Here is a 19,379-nt window from a genome sequence, read left to right on the forward strand (position 1 = left end):
ACGGTCAGTGTTCAGTCGGCTGCAGCTCGGGCGGTGGCATGGCCGGGGGCCTGCAGTTACTCCTGCGTGTGGGGCAGGATGCGGTCGGGTCGGTCCGGGAGCTCCAGCCGGGCCGTCCCCCCAGGTTCGACCCTCACCGCGCGGTCCGGCAAGCGGACGTCGATCGGGGACGCGTCGGATGTCGGGACCGCGATCTCCAGCTTCCCGCGCTCCAGTTGCAGCCGTACGCCCCAGTGGCCCTGGTAGCGCAGCGCGAACCCGTACGAGGACAGTTCGGGCAGCGGCACGGGGTCGAGCCACAGGGCGCCGCCCCGGGTCTCCAGGCCGGTCAGCCCACGCTGGACGAGGTCGAGGGTGCCGGCCATGGCGCCCAGGTGGATGCCCTCGCCGGTGGTGCCGCCCTGCACGTCAGCGATGTCGCCCTGGAGGGCCTCCTGGCAGAACTTCCACGCCTCGGCGCGCCTGGTGCGGGCCAGGACCCAGCCGTGGACCAGGCCACTGAGGGTGGAGCCGTGGCTGGTGCGCTGCAGGTAGTAGTCGACGGTGCGGCGCCAGGTCCCGTCGTCCAGTCGGAGGCCCAACCGGTCGAACAGGCCCGCCAGTTCGGTCGGCGAGAAGAGGTATCCGAGCATCAGGACGTCGGCCTGTTTGGAGGCCTGATAGCGGTTGACGGTGTCGCCCTCCGCCTCCAGGATCCGGTCCAGGCGGCGGATGTCGCCATAGCGCTGCCGGTACTCCTCCCAGGGGAGCTCGGCGAGTTCGCCGTAGCCGGCGAACTGGCTGATGACGCCGTCGTGGAAGGGGACGTGAAGGGTGCGGGAGACGTCCTCCCACTGTTCGATCTCGCCTCCGTCGAGTCCCGTGCGCTCGACGAGTTCGCGGCGGCGGGGCTCCGGCAGCACGTCCAGCAGCTCCAGGGTGCGGCTGAGCACCCAGGCGGCCGTCACGTTGGTGTACGCGTTGTCGTCGAGGCCGGGCGTGGTCGCGTCGGGATAGGCGTCGTGGTACTCGTCGGGGCCTACCACACCCTTGATGCGGTGCCGGCCGAGACTCTCGTCGTAGACGGCGGAGTCCGCCCAGAAGCGGGCGATCTGCAACAGCATCTCGGCACCCTTGGTGTGCAGGAACTCCAGGTCGCCGCTCGCCTCGCTGTACTGCCACACGTTGTACGCGATCGCGGAACCGACGTGGTACTGGAGATGGGAATGGTCGGGCAGCCAGCGCCCCGAGCGGGGGTTGAGATGCAGTTGCTGGGTCTCCTCTCGCCCGTCGCTGCCGCTCTGCCAGGGGTACATCGCACCCCGGCGGCCCACGGCCAAGGCGGCCGTGCGGGCCTGTTCGAGCCTTCGGTGGCGGTAGCGGAGCAGGGCGCGGGAGACTTCGGGGAAGTGCAGGTTGAAGTAGGGCAGCAGGAACAGTTCATCCCAGAAGACATGGCCGCGGTAGGCCTCGCCGTGCAGTCCCCGGGCGGGCACGCCGACGTCGAGGTCGGCGGTGTGCGGGGACAGGGTCTGCAGGACGTGGAAGAGGTGCAGCCGCAGGATGCGGCCCGACTCGCCGGCGACATCGAGGTCCGCCCGGCGCCAGAGCTGGTCCCAGGCCGTGAGGTGGGTCTCGAGCAGGTCGTCGAAGCCGGGAGCCCGGCCCACCCGGTCGACGGCGGCGTACAGCGGGTCGCTGATCGCCGGGTCGCGGGAGGTGTGCAGGGCGACTGTCTTGTCGACGGTGACGGTGCGGCCTGCGGTGAGGTGCAGGCGCGTGTGCTGGGTGGTGCGAGGGCTCCTATTGCGGATCATGACGGGCGCGTCGGCGGTCAGCCGGGCGGCCATGCCGATTCGGATGTCCGAGGTGCGGGTGCGGCAGCGCAGCCACACGGTTTGCGGGGCGGCGATGCCCACGTGCACGTGGGTGAGGTGCCGGCCGTCCAGGTCGCGGTAGCGCGGCACGCCGGCGTTGGTGACGCCGCCGTCCAGTGACGCCTCCACCTCGAGTTCACCGGAGAAGCCCTCAGCCGTGAACTCGGTGCGCAGCGCGGCCAGATGCGGATCTGCCATGTGGACGATCCGCTGCTGACGCACCGACAACACCCGTCCGTCGCCGAGGTCGTAGCGGGTGCGCCGTTCGAGCATGCCCGAGGCCAGGCGCAGGTCCAGGTGGTGCGTGAGCATCGGCGCGGTGTCGGGGGCGAGCCAGTGCCCGTCACTCAGGCGGAAACGCAGTGGCAGCCAGTTCGGGACGTTGACCATGTCCTCGTTCTCGACCCGGCGGCCCGAAACGTCCGAGGTGAGCCGGTTGTAGATGCCCGCGACGTAGGTGCCCGGGTAGTGGATCTCGTCGGCCGCGCACTCCGGGAGCGCGCCCCGGGTGGCGAAGTAGCCGTTGCCCAGGGTGCACAGGGATTCCCTCAGGCGCTGGTTCGCGGGCTCGTAGCCCTCGTACTCCCAGGTCCAGGCCGTCACTCCCACGCTCCTCACGCCAACAGTTCCGAAAGATCCCGTACGACGATGTCGGCGCCGTGCCGCCGCAGCCTCTCCCCGGAGTCCTCGGCGGCGGCCCGGTCCACGCCGACGACGAGGGCGAACCCGCCGAGCCGCCCGGCCTCGACACCGGCCAGGGCGTCCTCCACGACGGCGGCGCGGTCGGCGGGGACGCCGAGCCGGTCGACCGCCGTGAGGAAGAGGGCGGGTCGGGGCTTGCCCGGCAAACCCAGCCGGGCGGCCTCGCCTCCGTCCACAAGAACGTCGAAGAGGTCCACCACTCCGGCCCGGGTGAGCAGTTCCCCGGCGTGGCGGGACGCCGAAGCCGCGGCGACGGGTACCCCCGCCAGGCGCAGCGCACGCACCAGCCGCACCGTTCCCGGATACGCGTCCACGCCATGCTCACGCAGCCGCTCGGTGAACAGCCGTTCCTTGTCGGCGGCGACGTTCCGCACCGTCTCGTCGGTCGCCTCGATGTCGCGCGAGGCTAGGAAGGAGGCGGCCCCGTCGAGGCGGGACTTGCCGTCCACGAACCGCAGGTAGTCGTCCCGTACGTCGAACGGGCGCCGCTGCTCGGGGTCGGCGGGCGGGTGCGCGCGCAGGAAGGCGTCGAAGGCCGTCTTCCAGGCGGCCGCGTGCACCCGGGCCGAGTCGGTGATCACTCCGTCGGTGTCGAAGACGACGGCCCGGATGTCCCGTACCACCGGGGCAAGTGCGTTGAGAGGCGTAGTCGGGGTCAGCGGGCGCTCCACGGTCACTCCGGTTGCGGTACGACGGCTACGGGACTGGCGGCGTGGTGCAGCAACGTGTGCCCTACTCGGCCCAGTTGGAGCCCGAAGTGGCCGGATCGGCGCCGCGCTCCGATGACGACGAGGTCCGCCGCCGCCGATCGCCTCAGGAGCACCCGGCGGGCCGGGCCCTCCACCGTGTCGCGGCGGATCCAGACCCCAGGGTGGTCCGCCATCGGGTCGTGGAGCACGGCGTCGAGCAGGGCGGACGCCTGTTCCTTCGCGTAGTGGGCGGCTTCTCCGGCGATCAGAGAGCGGTCGGCCCTCTGGTGCGCGGGAGCACGCCAGGCCCGTACGGCATCGAGTGTGCACCCGCGTGCCTCGGCCTCGCGGAAGGCGAACCGCACCGCCTCACCGGCGATCGTGGGGTCGGCCACGCCGAGCAGGATCCGCTCGTGGGTGCCGGCCAGACCGGCCTTGTCGCCACGGACCACGATGACCGTTCCGTGGGCGCGGGCCGCCACGGTCAGGGCGACCGAGCCGAGGAGCAGACCGGTGAACTCGCCGCGGCCCCGTGATCCCGTCACCACGGCGAACGCGTGGTGGGCTTCGCTCAGGAGCACGTCCACCGCCTCGCCGGGGACGACGTCGACGGTGACCTTCACGTCGGGGTCGCGTCGGCGGGCGCGCTCCGCCGCGGTGGCGACGACGGTGTCCGCCATCGCCTGCTCGGACTGGCGCTCGGGGCCGACGGACAGCGCGCCGCCTTCGTAGCGCTCCCACAGGGAGGCGTACACCATGCGCAGCGCCAGACCGTGCCGCGCCGCCTCGTCCACGGCCCAGTCGACTGCCCGGAGGCTCGGCTCCGATCCGTCGACACCCACGACCAGGGGCAGCTCCATCACGCCCACCGCCTTTCGTCGGGCCAACAACGCGGCGCGACGCCGGCCCCACTCCACCGTCACACGCCGGCATGGGAAGCCGCAGGGGCCGATCGGCCCTGCCACCTGCCCGAGCAGCCCCTGAGACGGTCGTGCGAGGCCTGGGAAGCTGGAGATGAGCCTGGAGGCTCGTCATGACCGGAGTCCGCGACCGTCGGACCCGGCTCTCGGGTCCGGGCATACCCGAGGAGGCAGTGATGGTTCCTCTCATCCTGATCGGCGCGGTCGGTCTCGTCATCTTCATGGCTGCGTCGGGCATGGTCCGGCGTCCCGGTGAACGAAAGGTCGTCATGGAGAAGCACCTCATCGGCGACCACGACGACCACCGGCGCTACCGCTCGTGATCTCCACCTCGCACGAAGGGATCGATCATGGCCACCGAAGTACTGCGCCCTGTCCACCCCGCCCGGTTGACCGCGGCACTCGACCGGCCACTGTCGCGCTGGCTGTGGCTGGTGAAGTGGCTGCTCGCGCTGCCCCACTACGTCGTCCTCGTCTTCTTGTGGTTGGCGTTCGTCGGGGTGAGCGTGGTGGCGTTCTTCGCCGTCCTGATCAACGGCCGCTACCCGCGTGCGCTGTTCGACTTCAACGTGGGCGTGCTGCGCTGGAGTTGGCGCGTGGCGTACTACGCGTACGGCGCTCTCGGCACCGACCGCTACCCGCCGTTCACGCTCGCCGACGTCCCCGACTACCCGACTCACTGGGACGTGGCGTACCCCGACCAGCTGTCCCGGGGCCTCGTCCTGGTGAAGTGGTGGCTGCTGGCCATCCCCCACTACCTGGTCCTGGCGTTCTTCATGGGCGGGGCGCGGGTGGTCTGGTTCTCGGGCGGGCTCATCGGGCTGCTCACCCTGTTCGCCGGCATCGCGCTGGCCGCCACCGCGCACTACCCGCGCGGCATCTTCGACCTCGTCCTCGGCCTCAACCGGTGGGCACTGAGAGTGGCCGCCTACGCGGCCCTCCTCACCGACGTGTACCCGCCGTTCCGGCTCGACCAGGGCGGCGGCGAACCGGAGTCACTGCCGTGATCACCGCGCTGGTGTCGATCTTCCTGTTTACGCACGGCCTCGTCCATCGGACCGTCTGGCTGCCGCACGCCAGCACCGAGCAGCCGTTCCACCCTCGGCACTCCTGAGCACTCGCCTCGGCGGGACTGTCCCAGGCACCGGATGGGGGTGCCCATGGTCGGGAGAAGCCGAGACAGGGGGGAGAACAGGGCGGCCGTCGCACTCGCCTCGATCACCGCGATGCTCTACGTCATAGCCGGTGCGGCCACCGCGGCACAGAGCGGGGGCTGGGCCGCCGCGGCGGTCCTCGCGGCCTCCGTCGGGCTGGTGCTGAAGACCCTGTGGTCAACCACTGGCTGTCGCTGGGCGTGCTGCTCGACACGGGAGTCATCGCCGCGGTGGGGATGAGCCGGCCGGGTTCGCTGTACTGAGCCGGTATCAGGAAGGGACCGTTCGGCACGGCCCCGGAGACCCTCGGCCCACGCACCGCCCGCCCGGTACGGGGCACCGTGGAAGCAGAGGCCGTCCAGGGAGGCAACCATGACCGAACACGCAGGTGGAATCGTGGTGGGCGTCGACGGCTCCGAGGCCTCCGTGGCCGCGCTGCGGTGGGCTGCGGAGCAGGCACGAGCCCTCGGCACGTCGGTCCTCGCCGTGCACGCCTGGAACCGGTCACCGCGGCCGGGTTCGCGCCCTATGCGCCGACGGCGGGCCGACCCACGGCCGCGGATCAGCGCCAGCGGGCCGCCGAGTTGCTTGCCTCGACCGTTCGAGCGGCATTCGGTCCACACATCGACACCGACCTGCGGGCCGTTGTCGAGGAGGGGGCACCCGCGAGGGTACTGCTGCGGCATACGCGCGGCGCCCTGCTGCTGGCCCTGGGGCGCACGGCCCATGGTCGGTGGGAGCTGCCGGCCATCGGCACGGTGGGCCGCGAGTGCCTGCGGCACGCCACGGTCCCCGTGGTGACGGTGCCCGCCCCCGACCGGCAGCCGACCCCGTTGCGTGCCGGAACATCGGCCGTCGTCCGCAGCGGAGCCGCATAGCCGGGCGGCGCGCGCGGCCAAGGCGTGCCGACACCCATGCCCCCGAGCAGATCAATCCAGGCAGAGGTGAACGTCATGGATGTCCTGGTGGGATACGCGACTGCACACGGCTCCACCCGTGGGGTAGCCGAGCGGCTGGCCGTCGGCCTGGGCCGAGCCGGGCTGAAAGCCGACGTGCGCCCCCTGGAGGCCGTCGACGACGCCGACGCGTACGGCGCGTTCGTCCTCGGCAGCGCCGTGCACAATCAGACCTGGCTCGCCCCTGCCCGGAAGTTCGTACGCGAGAACCTCGACCTGCTGGCGTCCCGCCCTGTGTGGATCTACAGCGTGGGAATGCCAGGGGCGCTGCGGGGGCCATGGAAGAGGCTGGGGCCGATGCAGGCTCCGGTGATCGTCCGGAGCCTGCCGGCCGGTCTGTCCTACCGGAGCCATGAGCTCTTCTCCGGCGTCATCCGGGCCTCCCAGCTGCCGCTCGGCGGACGGATCAGGTTCCGGCTGCTGGGCGGCCGGTACGGCGACTTTCGCGACTGGGCGGCCATCGATGGCTGGGCGGCCGGGATCGCGGCGGAGCTGCTTCGTGCGTGACGACTCCCGCCGTGGGGGGGCGGGGCCATGACGAGACCGTCCGCAGGTTTCCCGGCAGGTTTCCCGGCCGATCGGTGTGGTGCTCTGTGCTGTGCCGGTGTACTGCTCCGAGGTGTGGACGGACGCACGCCTCACACATGGACGGACGGGCGGTGGTCCCCGGTCCCGGGCCGGTGCGGGGCCCGTGTCGGCTTGACCGACTTGATCGGCGGCCGGTGCGCGCGGCGGTTCTGCCTGCGCAGCGCGAGCGAGTCGAAGAGCGCGGCGAGGGCGAAGGCCACTCCCGTCGCCGCGAACAGCAGGAGCGCGAACCGCTCCCAGAACTCCGGCGTGAGACTCGTGCCCACGGTCCTCTCCCCCTCAGGTCGGTGCCATTCCCCCGTGCTTCCAGCCAACTCCGATATGACCGGCGGCACATGAGCCATGCGGCCCGAACGGAGGGCTGGAGAGGCCCTTGCACCGGGGACGCCAACAGAAGAGCCGGCCGGAGGTGAGCCAGTTGGCCGTCCGCAGGCCGGACCCCCAACAGATACGGATCCGGTCCGGGGCCAGTTCCAGCGCCGCGGCCTTGGTTCCCGGTGCACCGTCACGAACCGCGGGCCAGCCATGCAGTGCAGGACGCGCTGGCCGAGGGCCGATCCGTCCTGCGCTACCCGGCAGGCGGGCTCCCGCACGGCATGGGCGCCCGCGAAGCTCGACACCGGTCCTTCCATCCGGGCCTCTTCGCCGTCGCGCGGTCGACCGGCGCCCCGCAGCTCTCGGACCTGACGAATGTTCGCTGCGCGGCCTCGAAACGGGGTTGTCCCAGGACCGGTCGCACAGGTCGCTCCTCCGACGCGGACCGCACTTGTCCGGCGGGCTCCAGACCGGCCCGAAGGCCGGACAGAACCCCCACGAGCGAGCCGCCTGGATCCTGCGCCGGTCGAGTGGCCACTGCGGATCGAACGGAGGGAGGCTTGATGAAGGAGAAGCAGGCGATCCATGTGCCCCGACAGCGGTCGCGATCGCCGAGAAGGCCCGGGACCGGGCGGGGCGATCAGCGGATGGGAGAGAGCCCATGAAGGTCGGAGTGCTGACCGGCGGCGGTGACTGCCCCGGCCTCAACGCCGTGATCCGCAGCGTCGTCCGCAAGGGCGTCCAGGAATACTCCTTTGACTTCGCCGGCGTCCGGGACGGCTGGCTCGGTCTGCTCCAGGGTGATGTCAGGCCGCTGGACATCTCCACCGTGCGGGGGATCCTCCCCCGCGGCGGGACCATCCTCGGCTCCTCCCGCACCAACCCGTTCAAACACGAGGACGGGCTGCGACGCGTGCAGGACACCCTTGCCGCGCACGACATGGACGCGCTCGTCGTGATCGGCGGCGAGGACACGCTCGGTGTGGCCACCGAGCTGAGCCGGCAGGGAATCCACCTGGTCGGCGTCCCGAAGACCATCGACAACGACGTCTCCGGCACCGACTACACCTTCGGCTTCGACACCGCGGTCGGTATCGCGACCGAGGCCATCGACCGCCTCCACACCACTGCCGAATCGCACATGCGCACCCTGGTGGTGGAGGTGATGGGGCGGCACTCCGGGTGGATCGCCCTGCACGCCGGCATCGCCGGTGGCGGCAACGTGATTCTCATCCCTGAGCGGCCGTTCGACATCGATCAGGTCTGTGAGCAGGTGAAGAGCCGATTCAAGATCAACTATGCACCGATCGTCGTGGTCGCCGAAGGGGCCGTCCCCAAAGAGGGTCAGATGATCCTCAAGGACCAGTCGCTGGACGAGTTCGGCCATGTCCGGCTGTCCGGCATCGGCGAATGGCTGGCCCGGGAGATCTCGGAGCGCACCGGCAAGGACGCCCGTACCACGGTCCTGGGTCACGTCCAGCGCGGCGGCACTCCGAGCTCCTTCGACCGGTGGCTGGCCACACGCTTCGGGCTGCACGCCATCGACGCGGTCAAGGACGGTGACTTCGGCGTCATGGTCGCCTTGCAGGGCACCCGGATCGTCCGCCTGCCCCTCGCCGATGCCACAGCGCAGACCAAGCTGGTCGACCCGTCGCTGTACGACGAGTTCGAGGTGTTCTTCGGCTGACCCGCCCCGGCGCTCGCCGAATCGCCGTGGGACCAGCCGCTCCGCGACAAGTCCCACCACCGCCACCAGTCAGGCTTCTGGCCGGTCGTCATCCGGCGTGGGGTACGACCGCCACCGGGCAGCGGGCGTGGTGCAGTACGGCGTGCGTGACCGGGCCCAGTCGGCCTTCGGCCGCCTGCGGATCGGTGCGGCGGCCCACCACGAGCAGGGCCGCACCCCGGGACGTGTTCAAGAGCGCTTCCGCGGGATGGAGCAGCACGACATCGGTGCGGACCGTCACACTGGGATACTTCTCCCGCCACGCGCGCAGCGCATCGGAGAGCTGCAAGACCTCCTGATCCTCCCAGGTGGCACGGTCCTCCTCGGTCACCACCAGCGTCGTCGGAGATACAGCCTCAGCAGGAAACGCCCATGCCTGGACCACCCGAAGACGTGCTCCGCGCGCCTCAGCCACCGAGAACGCGAAGTCCGCCACCTCACCGACCGGGTGATGCCCGTCGAACCCCACAACGATCTGGGCGGCGCCGTGTGCCGCATGCTTCCCTTCCCCGAGGGTGCCTGGCTGTTGAGGCACCAACACCACAGGACAAGGGGCTGCCGCCGCCACCCGCAGGGCCACCGATCCGACCGCGAGACCGTCGAACCCGCCCGTACCCCGTGTGCCGACGACGAGGAGCCCGGCATCGCGGGCGGCGGCGAGGAGAGCAGCGGCCGGGGCTTCATCGGTCTGCTCGCCCCGCACCTCGACATCCGGGTAGCGGTCGCGGAGGTCGGTGACCACCCGCTGGAGCGTCCGCGCACCCATGTGGTGCAGCCTGTCCAACGCCGGGCCCGGCAGGACAGTGCCCGGAAGCGGTGGAGAGGCATGTACCAGGCGCAGTGGAACCCCACGCGACGCGGCCTCCCACGCCGCCCAGTCGGCCGCCGCCGAACTGCGTTCGGACCCGTCGATACCCGCCAGCACAGGGTGACTCATCGTGTCCTCCTTCGACCGGCCTGCACCTCCGCGACCGCCGCACGGCCCGTGTCACCTCTCTTCCACTGTTCCACGGCAGGACGGGTGCGGCGCCCGCATCGGATGTGAGGTCCCGGAAGGTCCTGGTGGCCCGATCACAGCTGGATTCACCAGACCGCTCACGCAGAGTCGGCACCTCGCAGCAGGCGCGCGCCGGGCGGGGTCGTCGTCGGGCCGACCACGGGGCCCGCGTTCGAGAAGATGCGGCCCTGACACCTGGAGCAAGGCGCCCAAACGGCGTGTACGGACTTACATGAGCCTGGCGGGTGCGGGAGCCTGGAGGTGCAACCGTCGATTCCGAATGACCGGAGAGGCGAGCCGATGACCGACATCCAAGGCTTGCTGGGCGACGAGGCCAAGGACCTGCTGGCTCATACCGCCCAGGGGATTCCGAAGGAAGACCTGGTACTGCCGGGTCATGACTTCGTCGACCGGGTCGTTGCCGCAACCGACCGCTCGCCCCGGGTATTGCGCAACCTGCAGTCCCTGTTCGACCACGGCCGTCTGGCCGGCACGGGGTACGTGTCGATCCTGCCGGTCGACCAGGGCATCGAGCACTCCGCGGCGTCGGCGTTCGCAGCGAATCCCCGCTACCTCGACCCCAAGAACATCGTCGAACTCGCCGTCGAGGGCGGCTGCAACGCGGTCGCCAGCACCCTGGGCGTGCTCGGGGCCGTCTCGCGGCGCTACGCGCACAAGATCCCCTTCATCGTGAAGCTCAACCACAACGAGCTGCTGACCTACCCGAACCACTACGACCAGATCATGTTCGGCAACGTCGAGCAGTGCTTCGACCTCGGCGCGGCCGGCGTCGGCGCCACGGTCTACTTCGGCTCGGAGCAGTCGGACCGCCAGTTGCGCGAAGCCAGCGAGGTCTTCGCACGCGCCCATGAACTGGGCATGTTCGCCGTGCTGTGGTGCTACCTGCGCAACCCGGCGTTCAGGAAGGACGGCGTGGACTACGCGGTGTCGGCCGACCTCACCGGCCAGGCCAACCACCTCGGCGTGACCATCGAGGCCGACATCGTCAAGCAGAAGCAGCCGGAGAACAACGGCGGCTACCAGGCACTGGACTTCGGAAAGACCGACCCTCTCCTGTACGACAGGCTCACCACCGACCACCCGATCGACCTCACCCGCTGGCAGGTCGCCAACTGCTACCTGGGCCGGGTCGGACTCATCAACAGCGGCGGCGCATCGGCGGGCACGGGCGACCTCGCACAGGCCGTACGCACAGCGGTGATCAACAAGCGGGCCGGCGGCACCGGGCTCATCACCGGGCGCAAAGCATTCCAACGGCCCACCAACGAGGGCATCGAACTCCTCCACGCCGTCCAGGACGTCTACCTCGATGACAGCGTCACCATCGCCTGACCGGGCACCCCGCCCGACGGCGTAGCCGAGCCCATGCACAAGACCCTGCGTCTACGACGCATCCCCTCCACGGCGGCCTCGGCGGTGAGGCGGGCCTGTCCGCCGTTCCAGGCCACCCCGGCCGAGTCACTGGCCGGGTGTCAGGGCGGTCGGCGGACCCGCGGTGACACCGCCGAGGACGAACTCCACGCCCGTCGAGAAGGTGGCGTCGGTGACGATGAAGAGCACCATACGGGCGACCTCCTCAGGCTCACCGAACCGTGGGAGGGGCTGTCCGTCAGTGAAGGAGTCATCGAAGTCGGCCGTCATCGCGGTGCGCACCGCACCGGGGTGGACCGAGCAGACACGGACCCCGTCCGGGGCCAGTTCCAGCGCCGCGGCCTTGGTCAGGCCGCGCAGTCCCCACTTGCTGGCCACATACGATCCGATGCCGGCATACCCGGTGATGCCGGCGATCGAGGAAATGTTCACGATCACGCCTCCGCCGGCCCGGCGAATTGACGGGGCCGCCGTGCGCATGCCCAGCCAAGCACCCTGAAGGTTGACGTCGATGGCCCGCCGGAAGGATTCGAGGCTCTGTTCCTCGATGGTCCCCCCACTCGAGGATCCCGGCGTTGTTGACCAGCACCGAGACCGGGCCGAGTTCCCGCTCGACCTGCGCCACCACGCTCTGCCAGCCATCCTCGCTGCTGACGTCCAGGTGCGCATAACGGGCCGGGCCGCCGAGTTCCGCCGCCAGGTTCTCCCCTTCGGCGTCGAGGACATCGGCGACCACCACCCCAGCGCCCTCAGCCGCGAACAGGCGTGCCACAGCGGCGCCGATTCCTCTCGCTCCACCGGTGACGATCGCCACCCGCTCGTTGAGACGTCCCATCATGACCTCCTGAACCGATATCTCGACGAAGATCCACAAGGGCGGCATCAGCCGCGGCCGACTCGGCATGACACCACCGGTCACAAGGCCACAGGCCGCCGGCCGGTGAGGTCGGTCAGGGGGGTCGGGCAGATGACCTCCACGAATTGGCCCACCTGGTCTTCGGGCAGATGACGTGCGCAGTCCGCCTGGCCGATCACGCCGATGCGCACTGGGGGTCGACGGTCTCGTTTTCCTGGATGCAGGTGGCACCTGCACGCATGATCGCCCGGCAAGACGTCATGGTCATCTCCGTCGAGCGCCGTTGTCCACGCGGGGAGAGCCCATGGAGCCCGGTGGGCCACGGCTGGCACTCCTCCGGACCAGTGTTCGATTGCTCGCGTCCTGCGCGCATGCCGGGGCACAGGCGGCCAGGTCACCGAGCGGCGACGGACGGGATCTCCTCCAGGCATGGCGGCTTGCAGTCCGGCGCCGCCCGGTCCGACCCGAGACGGGCTCCGGCGACCGGCACAGCGCCATCAGCCGCTACTCAGGTCTCGGCATGGTTGCGGCCGTGATCGGCGGCGTACGCGGCGAAGACTTGCGTCGGCGTTCCTCCCGTATGGAGGAAGCGCTGGTCAAGGATGGCGGCGAGGTCCTGCAGTGCACCGTCCAGCAGGTCACCGGCCAGTCTTACCTCCGGCCGCCCTGCTGCCTGTCCGCGCTGGGCGAGGTCGGCTGCGTAGCCAACCGTGGCCGCCAGCGACGAGTGGTCCTCCCCGTCGTGGAAGTAGTACGCCTCGGCGTACTGGGTGAAGTCAATACGGACGCGTACGACTTCGGTGGCCAAGCTGTCCAGCAGCAGCGCCCCCGCCGTGCAGTCAATCTGCGGCGTCGCCGGGTCTGAGTCGCGCAGCAGCGCCAGCCGGATCGCCAGGACCCTCCTGCGGGTCAGCGCCGGGTAGATCTCCAGAACCCAGGAGACGGTAGCTGTCAGGAGGGCGAAGCCGACGAGGGCCTCCAACGGTGAGACCAGGCGAAGCCAGCCCTCGGCGGGCGCGATGTCCCCAAGCCCCAACGTGGCTACCGTGACGAGCGAGAGGTACAGGGAGTCGAGCCACGCCGGCTCCTGCGCCGCCTCGGAACCGGGTGAGAAGGTGAACGCCCCGGGCATATGGGGCCAGTAGACGATCGCCCAGCCGAGGATAACGATGGCGGCCCACATGCCCACGACCGTCACCATGGCGAGTGGCCCGACGAGCCCGACCACACGCCCACGCGAGCGAAAGCGCCGGGCCAGCCGCCACAGGGCCGTCATGACGAGGCGGCTCAGGCCGCCGTGTCGGGTGGGGTGCCAGAGTGTGTGGAACAGGTCCCGCAAGGTGACCATGACGAGCCCGGCGCCGGCCAACGAGACCAACCACTTCATCCACGTCTCCTAGGGGTCAACTCGCCGGCAGTTCGAGCGTGCAGGTCTCTCCGGGCGCGACGCTCACGGCCCGGTCGGCCAGCACCACGCGGATCGGTGACTCCTCCGAGTCGGGTACGACGATCTCAAGCTGTCCTCTCCGGCGCCGTACCCCGACACCCCAGTGGCCGCGGTAGCGCAGCGAGAACCCGTACTCGGAGAGCGCCGGAAGAGGCACCGGGTCCAGCCACAGCGCGTCCTCGCGTGTCTGCAGTCCCGTCAGACCGCGCTGGACCAGGTCGAGGGTCCCGGCCATGGCCCCGAGATGGATGCCTTCGCCGGTCGTGCCGCCCTGGATGTCGGCGATGTCCGCCTCCAGGGCCTCCTGGACGTACTGCCACGCCTCGGCGCGCCTGGCCCTGGCGAGGACCAGGCCGTGGACGAGCCCGCTGAGCGTGGAGCCGTGGCTGGTGCGCTGAAGGTAGTAGTCGACGGTCCTGCGCCAGAGCTCGTCGTCCAGGTCGTACCCCAGGCGGCGGAACAGGTCCCCCAGCTCGGCGGGCGAGAACAGGTAGCCGAGCATGAGGACGTCGGCCTGCTTGGACGCCTTGTAGCGGTTGACCGTGTCTCCCTCGGCCTCCAGGATCCGGTCCAGCCGCCGGATGCTGTCGTAGCGCGCCCGGTAGGCGTCCCAGTCCAGCTCGGCGAGGTCGTCGTAGCCCTCGAACTGGCTGATGACGCCCTGGTGAAACGGCACCAGCAATCGCCGGGAGATCTCCTCCCACTTCCGTAGTTCATCGCCGTCCAGCCGGACGCGATCGAATAGTTCCTCCCGCCGCCAGGCGGGAAGGCGCCGCAGGAGGTCCAGGGCGCGGGTGAGGACCCATACGGCGGTGACGTTGGTGTACGCGTTGTCGTCCAGTCCCGGCCGGTCGGCGCCCGGGTAACTGTCGTGGTATTCGTCGGGGCCGACGACGCCGCGGATGCGGTAGCGGCCCATGTCGGGGTCGAAGACGGCAAGGTCCGCCCAGAAGCGGGCGATCTGCAGCAGCATCTCCGCGCCCTTGGTGTGCAGGAACTCGGTGTCGCCGGTTGCCTCGCAGTACTGCCACACGTTGTAGGCGATCGCCGAGCCCACGTGGTGCTGGAGCCGGGAGTGGTCCGGAAGCCAGCGCCCCGATCGGGGGTTGAGATGCCACTCCTGGGTCTCTTCGCGGCCGTCGCTGCCGCTCTGCCAGGGGTACATCGCCCCGGCCCGGCCGATCGCGGCGGCCGCCCGGCATGCTCGCGGGAGGCGTCGGTACCGGTAGTTCAGGAGGGCCCGGGAGACCTCCGGGAAGTGCAGGTTGAGGTAGGGCAGGACGAACAGCTCGTCCCAGAAGACATGCCCCCGGTACGCCTCACCGTGCAGTCCTCGGGCCGGCACGCCCACGTCCAGATCCGTGGTGTGCGGGGACAACGTCTGCAGGACGTGGAAGAGGTGGAGGCGCAGGACACGGCCGGCCTGGCCGGGTACCTGGATCTCCGCTCGCCGCCACAACCGCTCCCACCCGGCGAAGTGGGAGTCCAGCAGGGACGAGAAATCCGAAGCCGTGGAAACGCGGTCGAGTGCTGCTTCGAGCGGGTCGCTGATCGCCGTGTCGCGTGAGGTGTGCAGCGCCACGGTCTTCTCGACAGCGGCCGGACGGCCGGGAGCGATCGGGACCACCAAGCGGTGGACGGCACGGCGGCGGGCCGCGCGAAACCCCGACGAGGCCGCAGACCCGTCCGCGAGTAGCGTCCGGGCGGCCATGGCCACACTGATGTCCGAACGACTGGTGTGGCAGCTCAACCAGACCGTGTCGGGCTCTTGCGTCCCCGTCCGCACACGGGTCACATGTCTGCCGTTGAGGGCGCGGTATCGGTGCACATTGCCATTGATCACCTCGCCGTCGAGACAGGACTCGATCTCGATCTCTCCCGACCAGTCCTCGGCCGTGAAAACCGTCCGCAGTGCGGCGAGATGAGGATCCCCCACGTGCACCAGGCGGACCTGTGCAACGTCGAGCACGCCCACCTCGTCGTCCCGGTGACGGAACGCGCGGGTGAGGGTGGCACGGCGCAGGTCCAGGGTGACCCGGTAGTCCAGGAGGGCGTGCGTGTCCGGGGAGAACCACGGGCGCCAGGCTCCCTCAGCGGTACGGAGACGGAACCGCAGCAGCAGCCAGTTGGGGAGGTTGACCAGGTCCTCGTTCTCCACCCGCCGTCCCGCCACGGTCGACTCCAGGCGGTTGTAGCACCCGGCCGCGTAGGTTCCCGGGTAGTGCACCAGGCCCGCCCGGCACTCGGGCGCCGCGCCGCGCGTGGCGAAGTAGCCGTTGCCGAGCGTGCCGAGTGATTCACGCAGCCGCTCGGCAGCGGGGTCGTAGCCCTCGTACTGCCACGTCCACTCCGACATCCGTCGCCCAACGCCGGTTCAGGCCCGCTGCGGAACGACGGCCACCGGGCACTGCGAGTGATGCAGCAGGACGTGGGCGGCCCTGCCGAGTTGCAGACCGAAGCGGCCGTGCCGCCTCAGCGCACCGACGACCACCAGGTCGGCCTCGACCGAGGCGTCCAGGAGGACCTTGTGCGCGGGGCCTTCGACGACTTGGCGATGCACATCGACCTGCGGGTGATTCCGTACAGCGTCGCGCAGGGCGTCTGTGAGGAGAGCTGAGGCGGGTTCCTCGTCGGAACCGGCGGTATCGCCCGCGGTCAGGGGATGGTCCGCGTGCTCATGGGCAGGGCGGCGCCAGGCCCGTACGGCAGTGAGGGCGCAGCCGCGCGCCTCGGCCTCGCGGAAGGCGAACCGCACAGCGGCCGAGCCGTCCGTGGAGTCACCGACGCCTACCACCACCCGGCCGACGGAGCCCTGCCGGTTCCGCTCCCCGCCGCGGACCACAATGACCGGGCACACGGCACGGGCAGCCACCGTGAGGCTGACCGATCCCAGCAGCGACCCGGCGATCTCGCCACGTCCGCGAGAACCCGTGACCAAAGCAGAGGATTCATGAGCCGCGTGCAGCAGCGCGGACACGGCGTCGCTCGGCAGGACTTCGCTCGACACCTTGACCTCTGGGTTGCGCAGTCCGGCGCGTTCCGCGCAGGACGCGGCGATGTGCTCGGCCATGACCTCTTCGGCCGGACGGCCGGCACTGAAGGAGGGGCGGGTTCCCTCGTACCGCTCCCACAAGGACGCATAGACGAGCCGCAGAGACAGCCCGAGGCGCGCCGCCTCGTCCACCGCCCAGTCCACGGCCTGCAGGCTGGAATCCGATCCGTCGACACCCACAACCAGAGGGAGTTCCATGGTCACCACCACCTTCCTGCCGGGCCACTGCCGGAAACCCCCTGTCAATACCGTCGCACCCCCCTGGGGCCATCGCGACACGTGGACCGGCTCTCGCCAGGGGGCCTGGACCCAGGTTGCACTGTGTCGATTTGCGACGATTGTGGAGTCAGGTGAGAGAGCGGGGCGGAGTGCCGCTATTCGCATCGTCACCACGGCCGCCTCATCGGCCTGATATGAGCCCGCCTCCGCTTCGAGGTGATGGTGAGGGTAGGCGACTGTGATTGCCAGGTCCGGTGTTCTCGGCGCCCTGACCAAGGAGCATCAGGAGCGGCTCATGTCGCTGGCTCATGAAGTGTCGTTCGCGATCGACGAGCGTATTTTCAACGAGGGGGGCAAAGCCGACCGCTTCTGGATCATCCATACGCGCACCGTCGCACTCGACGTCCACGTGCCCGGCCGCCGCGCGGCGGTCGTCGAGACCCTCGGCGCCCGGAGCACTGCTGGGCTGGTCCTGGCTGGTCCCGCCCCATCGCTGGCACCTGGGGGCCCAGGCCGCCAGCCCGGTACGTGCCTACGAGTTCGACGCGGCCGCGGTCCTTGAGTTGTGCGAGAACGACCCCGAGCTGAAGCAAGCCCTGTGGACCTATGTCGCCGGAGTGATCGCAGGGCGGCTCAGGTCCGCCAGGGTGCGGCTGCTCGACCTCTACGCGCCCCGCGGCGCCGGCGAAGTGCCCTGACGAGGCAGGACCAGGAGGTCCGAAGTGCCTGAGACCCCGCACATCGTGAGCGATGTGATGACGCAGACGGTCGTGGCCGTCGGACGCGACGCCCCCTTCAAGGAAATCGTCCGGACCATGGAGCAGTGGAAGGTCAGTGCCATGCCGGTGCTGGAGGGAGAAGGACGCGTCATCGGAGTCGTCTCCGAGGCCGACCTGCTGCCCAAGGAGGAGTTCCGAGACAGCGACCCGAGCCGCTTCGAGCAACGCCGACGGCTGTCCGATCTCGCCAAGGCCGGGGCAGTGACGGCGGAGGAGCTCATGAGCACCCCCGCGATCACCGTCCACCCCGACGCCACCCTGGCCCAAGCGGCAAGGATCATGGCCGTCCGGCGCGTCAAGCGGCTGCCCGTGGTCGACGACATCGGCATGCTCCAGGGCATCGTCAGCCGCGCCGATCTGCTGAAGGTCTTCCTGCGATCGGACGAGGACATCGAGGAAGAGGTCCGCCGCACCGTGGTGTCCTACCTCTTCCCGGCCCTCAGCCACGCCCTCCACGTGAACGTCCATGAGGGGGTCGTCACCCTTCGCGGGCACATCCACGACACGTCGCTCATCTCGGTGGCCGTACGCCTCGCGCGCGCCGTGGAAGGCGTCGTGGACGTCGAGCCCCATCTCACCGGTCCGTCAGCCGACCCGGACAGGCCCGAGGGAACTCAGTGAGCGGTTGCCGGTCACGGACGCCGACCTGTTGCGGTCCCTGGCGCGTCAAGGCCGGATGTCGAGTACCTCCGACACCGGGCGGCGCGGTGTGCGAGGGCCTTTGGGGCCGTATCCCAGGCGCAGCAGCATCTGCGTGTAGCCCGTCCCGGACACCGGGTCGCGCAGCGGCCAGCGCAGGTCCGTCCATTCGACGGGCTGGGTGGCGAAGGAGCTGGACACACCCTCCAGGGTGGCCAGCAACAGGACGCGTTCCATGGCCTGGCCGGCGCGCAACCAGTCCTCCGGGCGGTCGTGGATCGTGCTGACCAGGGCCAGTTGAGGGTTCCGCTCGAAGTCCGCCGCGCCCCGTCCCGCCACCTGTCGCGGGCCCGCGAAGTCGCGCATGGGAGCCTTGCCCCCACGCATGCGCGGCCCGAAGGCGTAGTCCGGGACTCCGTCGTCGGTCATGTTGACTGACGGGGCGTCAATACGGGTCCATTCGGCCAGATCCTGGTCGGTGCCACGGTCGCTGAGGTTGCGCGCCTCGGCTTCCCGGACCATGTCCAGCACCTCCTGCAGATGCCATGAGGTGGGAAACGTCAGTACGGCTCCCTCAAGGCGAGCGGCCTCGCTGAGCGCCCTTCGTACGGCATCGGGGATCTCCGTCTCCTCGAAGGGGAAGCGGCTGCTGTGCCGCTCGTGAATCGCCGGATACAGCGCGCCCAGACCGCTCACCCCGCTTCCGGTCTCCCCGCTTCCGGGCCCGCTCAGCCGCACACTCGCGAGGAGCGCCGGGTCGGCCGGCTCGTGCAGCAGCCGGGTCTGCGGATACCAGCCCTCGTGGGCCGCGGCGACCCTCAGGTTCAGCAGGGCGGCGCCGCAGCCGAGGTGCAGGCCGCGGGTTCGGGGGTCGGAGTGCGGCATGGCGCGCTCGAAGTCGGCGCGCAACTCGAACGTGCGGCTGTGCCGGACGTAGCGGAAGTACCAGGGCTGTGCGTTATGCATCGACGGGGCGGCGGCAGCGTCGTGGACCAGGGCCGTCACGCGTTCGTCGGTCAGTGCTTGTTCGCTCACCGGATCCTCCTCTCGCGAGTCGGCGGCACCCGGGACGGGATCAGTCGATCACTCTTC

At 70.1% G+C, this 19,379-nt stretch carries 16 protein-coding genes and 3 pseudogenes; 9 read left to right on the forward strand and 10 right to left on the reverse strand.

From position 1 onward, the window contains the following. Positions 1–56: 56 nt before the first annotated feature. Genes OG254_RS03785 through OG254_RS03795 form a run of 3 tightly spaced genes read right to left on the reverse strand, consistent with a single transcriptional unit; the run spans position 57 to position 4,107 of the window. Entirely contained in the window at positions 57–2,459 is a 2,403-nt protein-coding gene (locus OG254_RS03785; protein WP_405577200.1) for a glycoside hydrolase family 65 protein, read from the reverse strand. An 11-nt stretch (positions 2,460–2,470) separates the two neighbouring features. Beyond that, positions 2,471–3,229 (reverse strand): HAD family hydrolase, encoded by a 759-nt coding sequence (locus OG254_RS03790; protein WP_405594832.1) that lies wholly within the window; start codon positions 3,227–3,229, stop codon positions 2,471–2,473. A gap of 2 nt (positions 3,230–3,231) precedes the next feature. Next, complete coding sequence (locus OG254_RS03795) at positions 3,232–4,107, reverse strand: universal stress protein (RefSeq protein ID WP_405594834.1); 876 nt, start codon at positions 4,105–4,107, stop codon at positions 3,232–3,234. Positions 4,108–4,343: 236 nt separating this feature from the next. Here OG254_RS03795 and OG254_RS03800 point away from each other — a divergent pair, with 236 nt between their 5' ends. The 5 genes and pseudogenes from OG254_RS03800 (at position 4,344) to OG254_RS03820 (ending at position 6,784) form a co-directional block, all read left to right on the forward strand. Beyond that, complete coding sequence (locus tag OG254_RS03800; protein ID WP_405577202.1) at positions 4,344–4,490, forward strand: hypothetical protein; 147 nt, start codon at positions 4,344–4,346, stop codon at positions 4,488–4,490. Between the two features lie 27 nt (positions 4,491–4,517). Then, complete coding sequence (locus OG254_RS03805) at positions 4,518–5,174, forward strand: DUF4389 domain-containing protein (RefSeq protein ID WP_405577204.1); 657 nt, start codon at positions 4,518–4,520, stop codon at positions 5,172–5,174. Positions 5,175–5,693: 519 nt separating this feature from the next. Next, positions 5,694–5,792: pseudogene (locus tag OG254_RS03810) on the forward strand (universal stress protein); the annotation flags it as partial. After that, the gene (locus tag OG254_RS03815; protein WP_405577206.1) at positions 5,762–6,199 is read left to right on the forward strand and encodes a universal stress protein; all 438 of its coding nucleotides are present in this window, start codon (positions 5,762–5,764) and stop codon (positions 6,197–6,199) included. The pseudogene OG254_RS03810 and the gene OG254_RS03815, both read left to right, overlap by 31 nt. Before the next feature lie 75 nt (positions 6,200–6,274). Then, on the forward strand, positions 6,275–6,784 hold the full coding sequence (locus tag OG254_RS03820) for a flavodoxin domain-containing protein (RefSeq protein ID WP_405577208.1): 510 nt from the start codon (positions 6,275–6,277) through the stop codon (positions 6,782–6,784). A 131-nt stretch (positions 6,785–6,915) separates the two neighbouring features. On the opposite strand, the gene OG254_RS03825 is transcribed toward OG254_RS03820, so the two are convergent. Further along, positions 6,916–7,131 carry a hypothetical protein gene (locus tag OG254_RS03825; protein ID WP_405577210.1) on the reverse strand — a complete coding sequence of 72 codons (216 nt, stop codon included), beginning with the start codon at positions 7,129–7,131 and terminating at the stop codon, positions 6,916–6,918. 710 nt (positions 7,132–7,841) lie between these two features. On the opposite strand from OG254_RS03825, the gene OG254_RS03830 reads away from it, so the two are divergent. After that, a complete protein-coding gene (locus tag OG254_RS03830) occupies positions 7,842–8,867 on the forward strand; it encodes a 6-phosphofructokinase (protein WP_405577212.1) in 1,026 nt (341 codons plus the stop codon). Positions 8,868–8,955: 88 nt separating this feature from the next. Here OG254_RS03830 and OG254_RS03835 read toward each other — a convergent pair whose 3' ends face one another. Beyond that, complete coding sequence (locus OG254_RS03835) at positions 8,956–9,843, reverse strand: universal stress protein (RefSeq protein WP_405577214.1); 888 nt, start codon at positions 9,841–9,843, stop codon at positions 8,956–8,958. 360 nt (positions 9,844–10,203) lie between these two features. Between OG254_RS03835 and OG254_RS03840 the strand changes: the two genes are divergently transcribed. After that, on the forward strand, positions 10,204–11,256 hold the full coding sequence (locus OG254_RS03840) for a class I fructose-bisphosphate aldolase (protein ID WP_405577216.1): 1,053 nt from the start codon (positions 10,204–10,206) through the stop codon (positions 11,254–11,256). A 126-nt stretch (positions 11,257–11,382) separates the two neighbouring features. Here the strand turns inward: OG254_RS03840 and OG254_RS03845 are convergent. From OG254_RS03845 to OG254_RS03860, 4 genes and pseudogenes are all read right to left on the reverse strand, one after another. Continuing rightward, positions 11,383–12,130 (reverse strand): annotated as a pseudogene (locus OG254_RS03845) (SDR family NAD(P)-dependent oxidoreductase). A gap of 529 nt (positions 12,131–12,659) precedes the next feature. Then, positions 12,660–13,538 (reverse strand): potassium channel family protein, encoded by an 879-nt coding sequence (locus tag OG254_RS03850; protein WP_405577218.1) that lies wholly within the window; start codon positions 13,536–13,538, stop codon positions 12,660–12,662. Between the two features lie 16 nt (positions 13,539–13,554). Further along, a complete protein-coding gene (locus OG254_RS03855; RefSeq protein ID WP_405577220.1) occupies positions 13,555–15,954 on the reverse strand; it encodes a glycoside hydrolase family 65 protein in 2,400 nt (799 codons plus the stop codon). Between the two features lie 18 nt (positions 15,955–15,972). Then, positions 15,973–16,848, reverse strand: a complete 876-nt coding sequence (locus tag OG254_RS03860) for a universal stress protein (protein WP_405577222.1) — start codon at positions 16,846–16,848, stop codon at positions 15,973–15,975. Between the two features lie 316 nt (positions 16,849–17,164). Between OG254_RS03860 and OG254_RS03865 the strand changes: the two are divergent. Both OG254_RS03865 and OG254_RS03870 read left to right on the forward strand, forming a co-directional pair. After that, positions 17,165–17,567 (forward strand): annotated as a pseudogene (locus tag OG254_RS03865) (cyclic nucleotide-binding domain-containing protein). 24 nt (positions 17,568–17,591) lie between these two features. Further along, positions 17,592–18,269, forward strand: coding sequence for a CBS domain-containing protein (locus OG254_RS03870; protein WP_405577224.1), 678 nt, complete (start codon positions 17,592–17,594; stop codon positions 18,267–18,269). A 45-nt stretch (positions 18,270–18,314) separates the two neighbouring features. Here OG254_RS03870 and OG254_RS03875 read toward each other — a convergent pair whose 3' ends face one another. Beyond that, the gene (locus OG254_RS03875) at positions 18,315–19,322 is read right to left on the reverse strand and encodes an Acg family FMN-binding oxidoreductase (RefSeq protein ID WP_405577226.1); all 1,008 of its coding nucleotides are present in this window, start codon (positions 19,320–19,322) and stop codon (positions 18,315–18,317) included. Positions 19,323–19,379: the final 57 nt, after the last annotated feature.

The sequence above is a fragment of the Streptomyces sp. NBC_01092 genome (genome assembly GCF_045039535.1).
GTDB lineage: Bacteria > Actinomycetota > Actinomycetes > Streptomycetales > Streptomycetaceae > Streptomyces.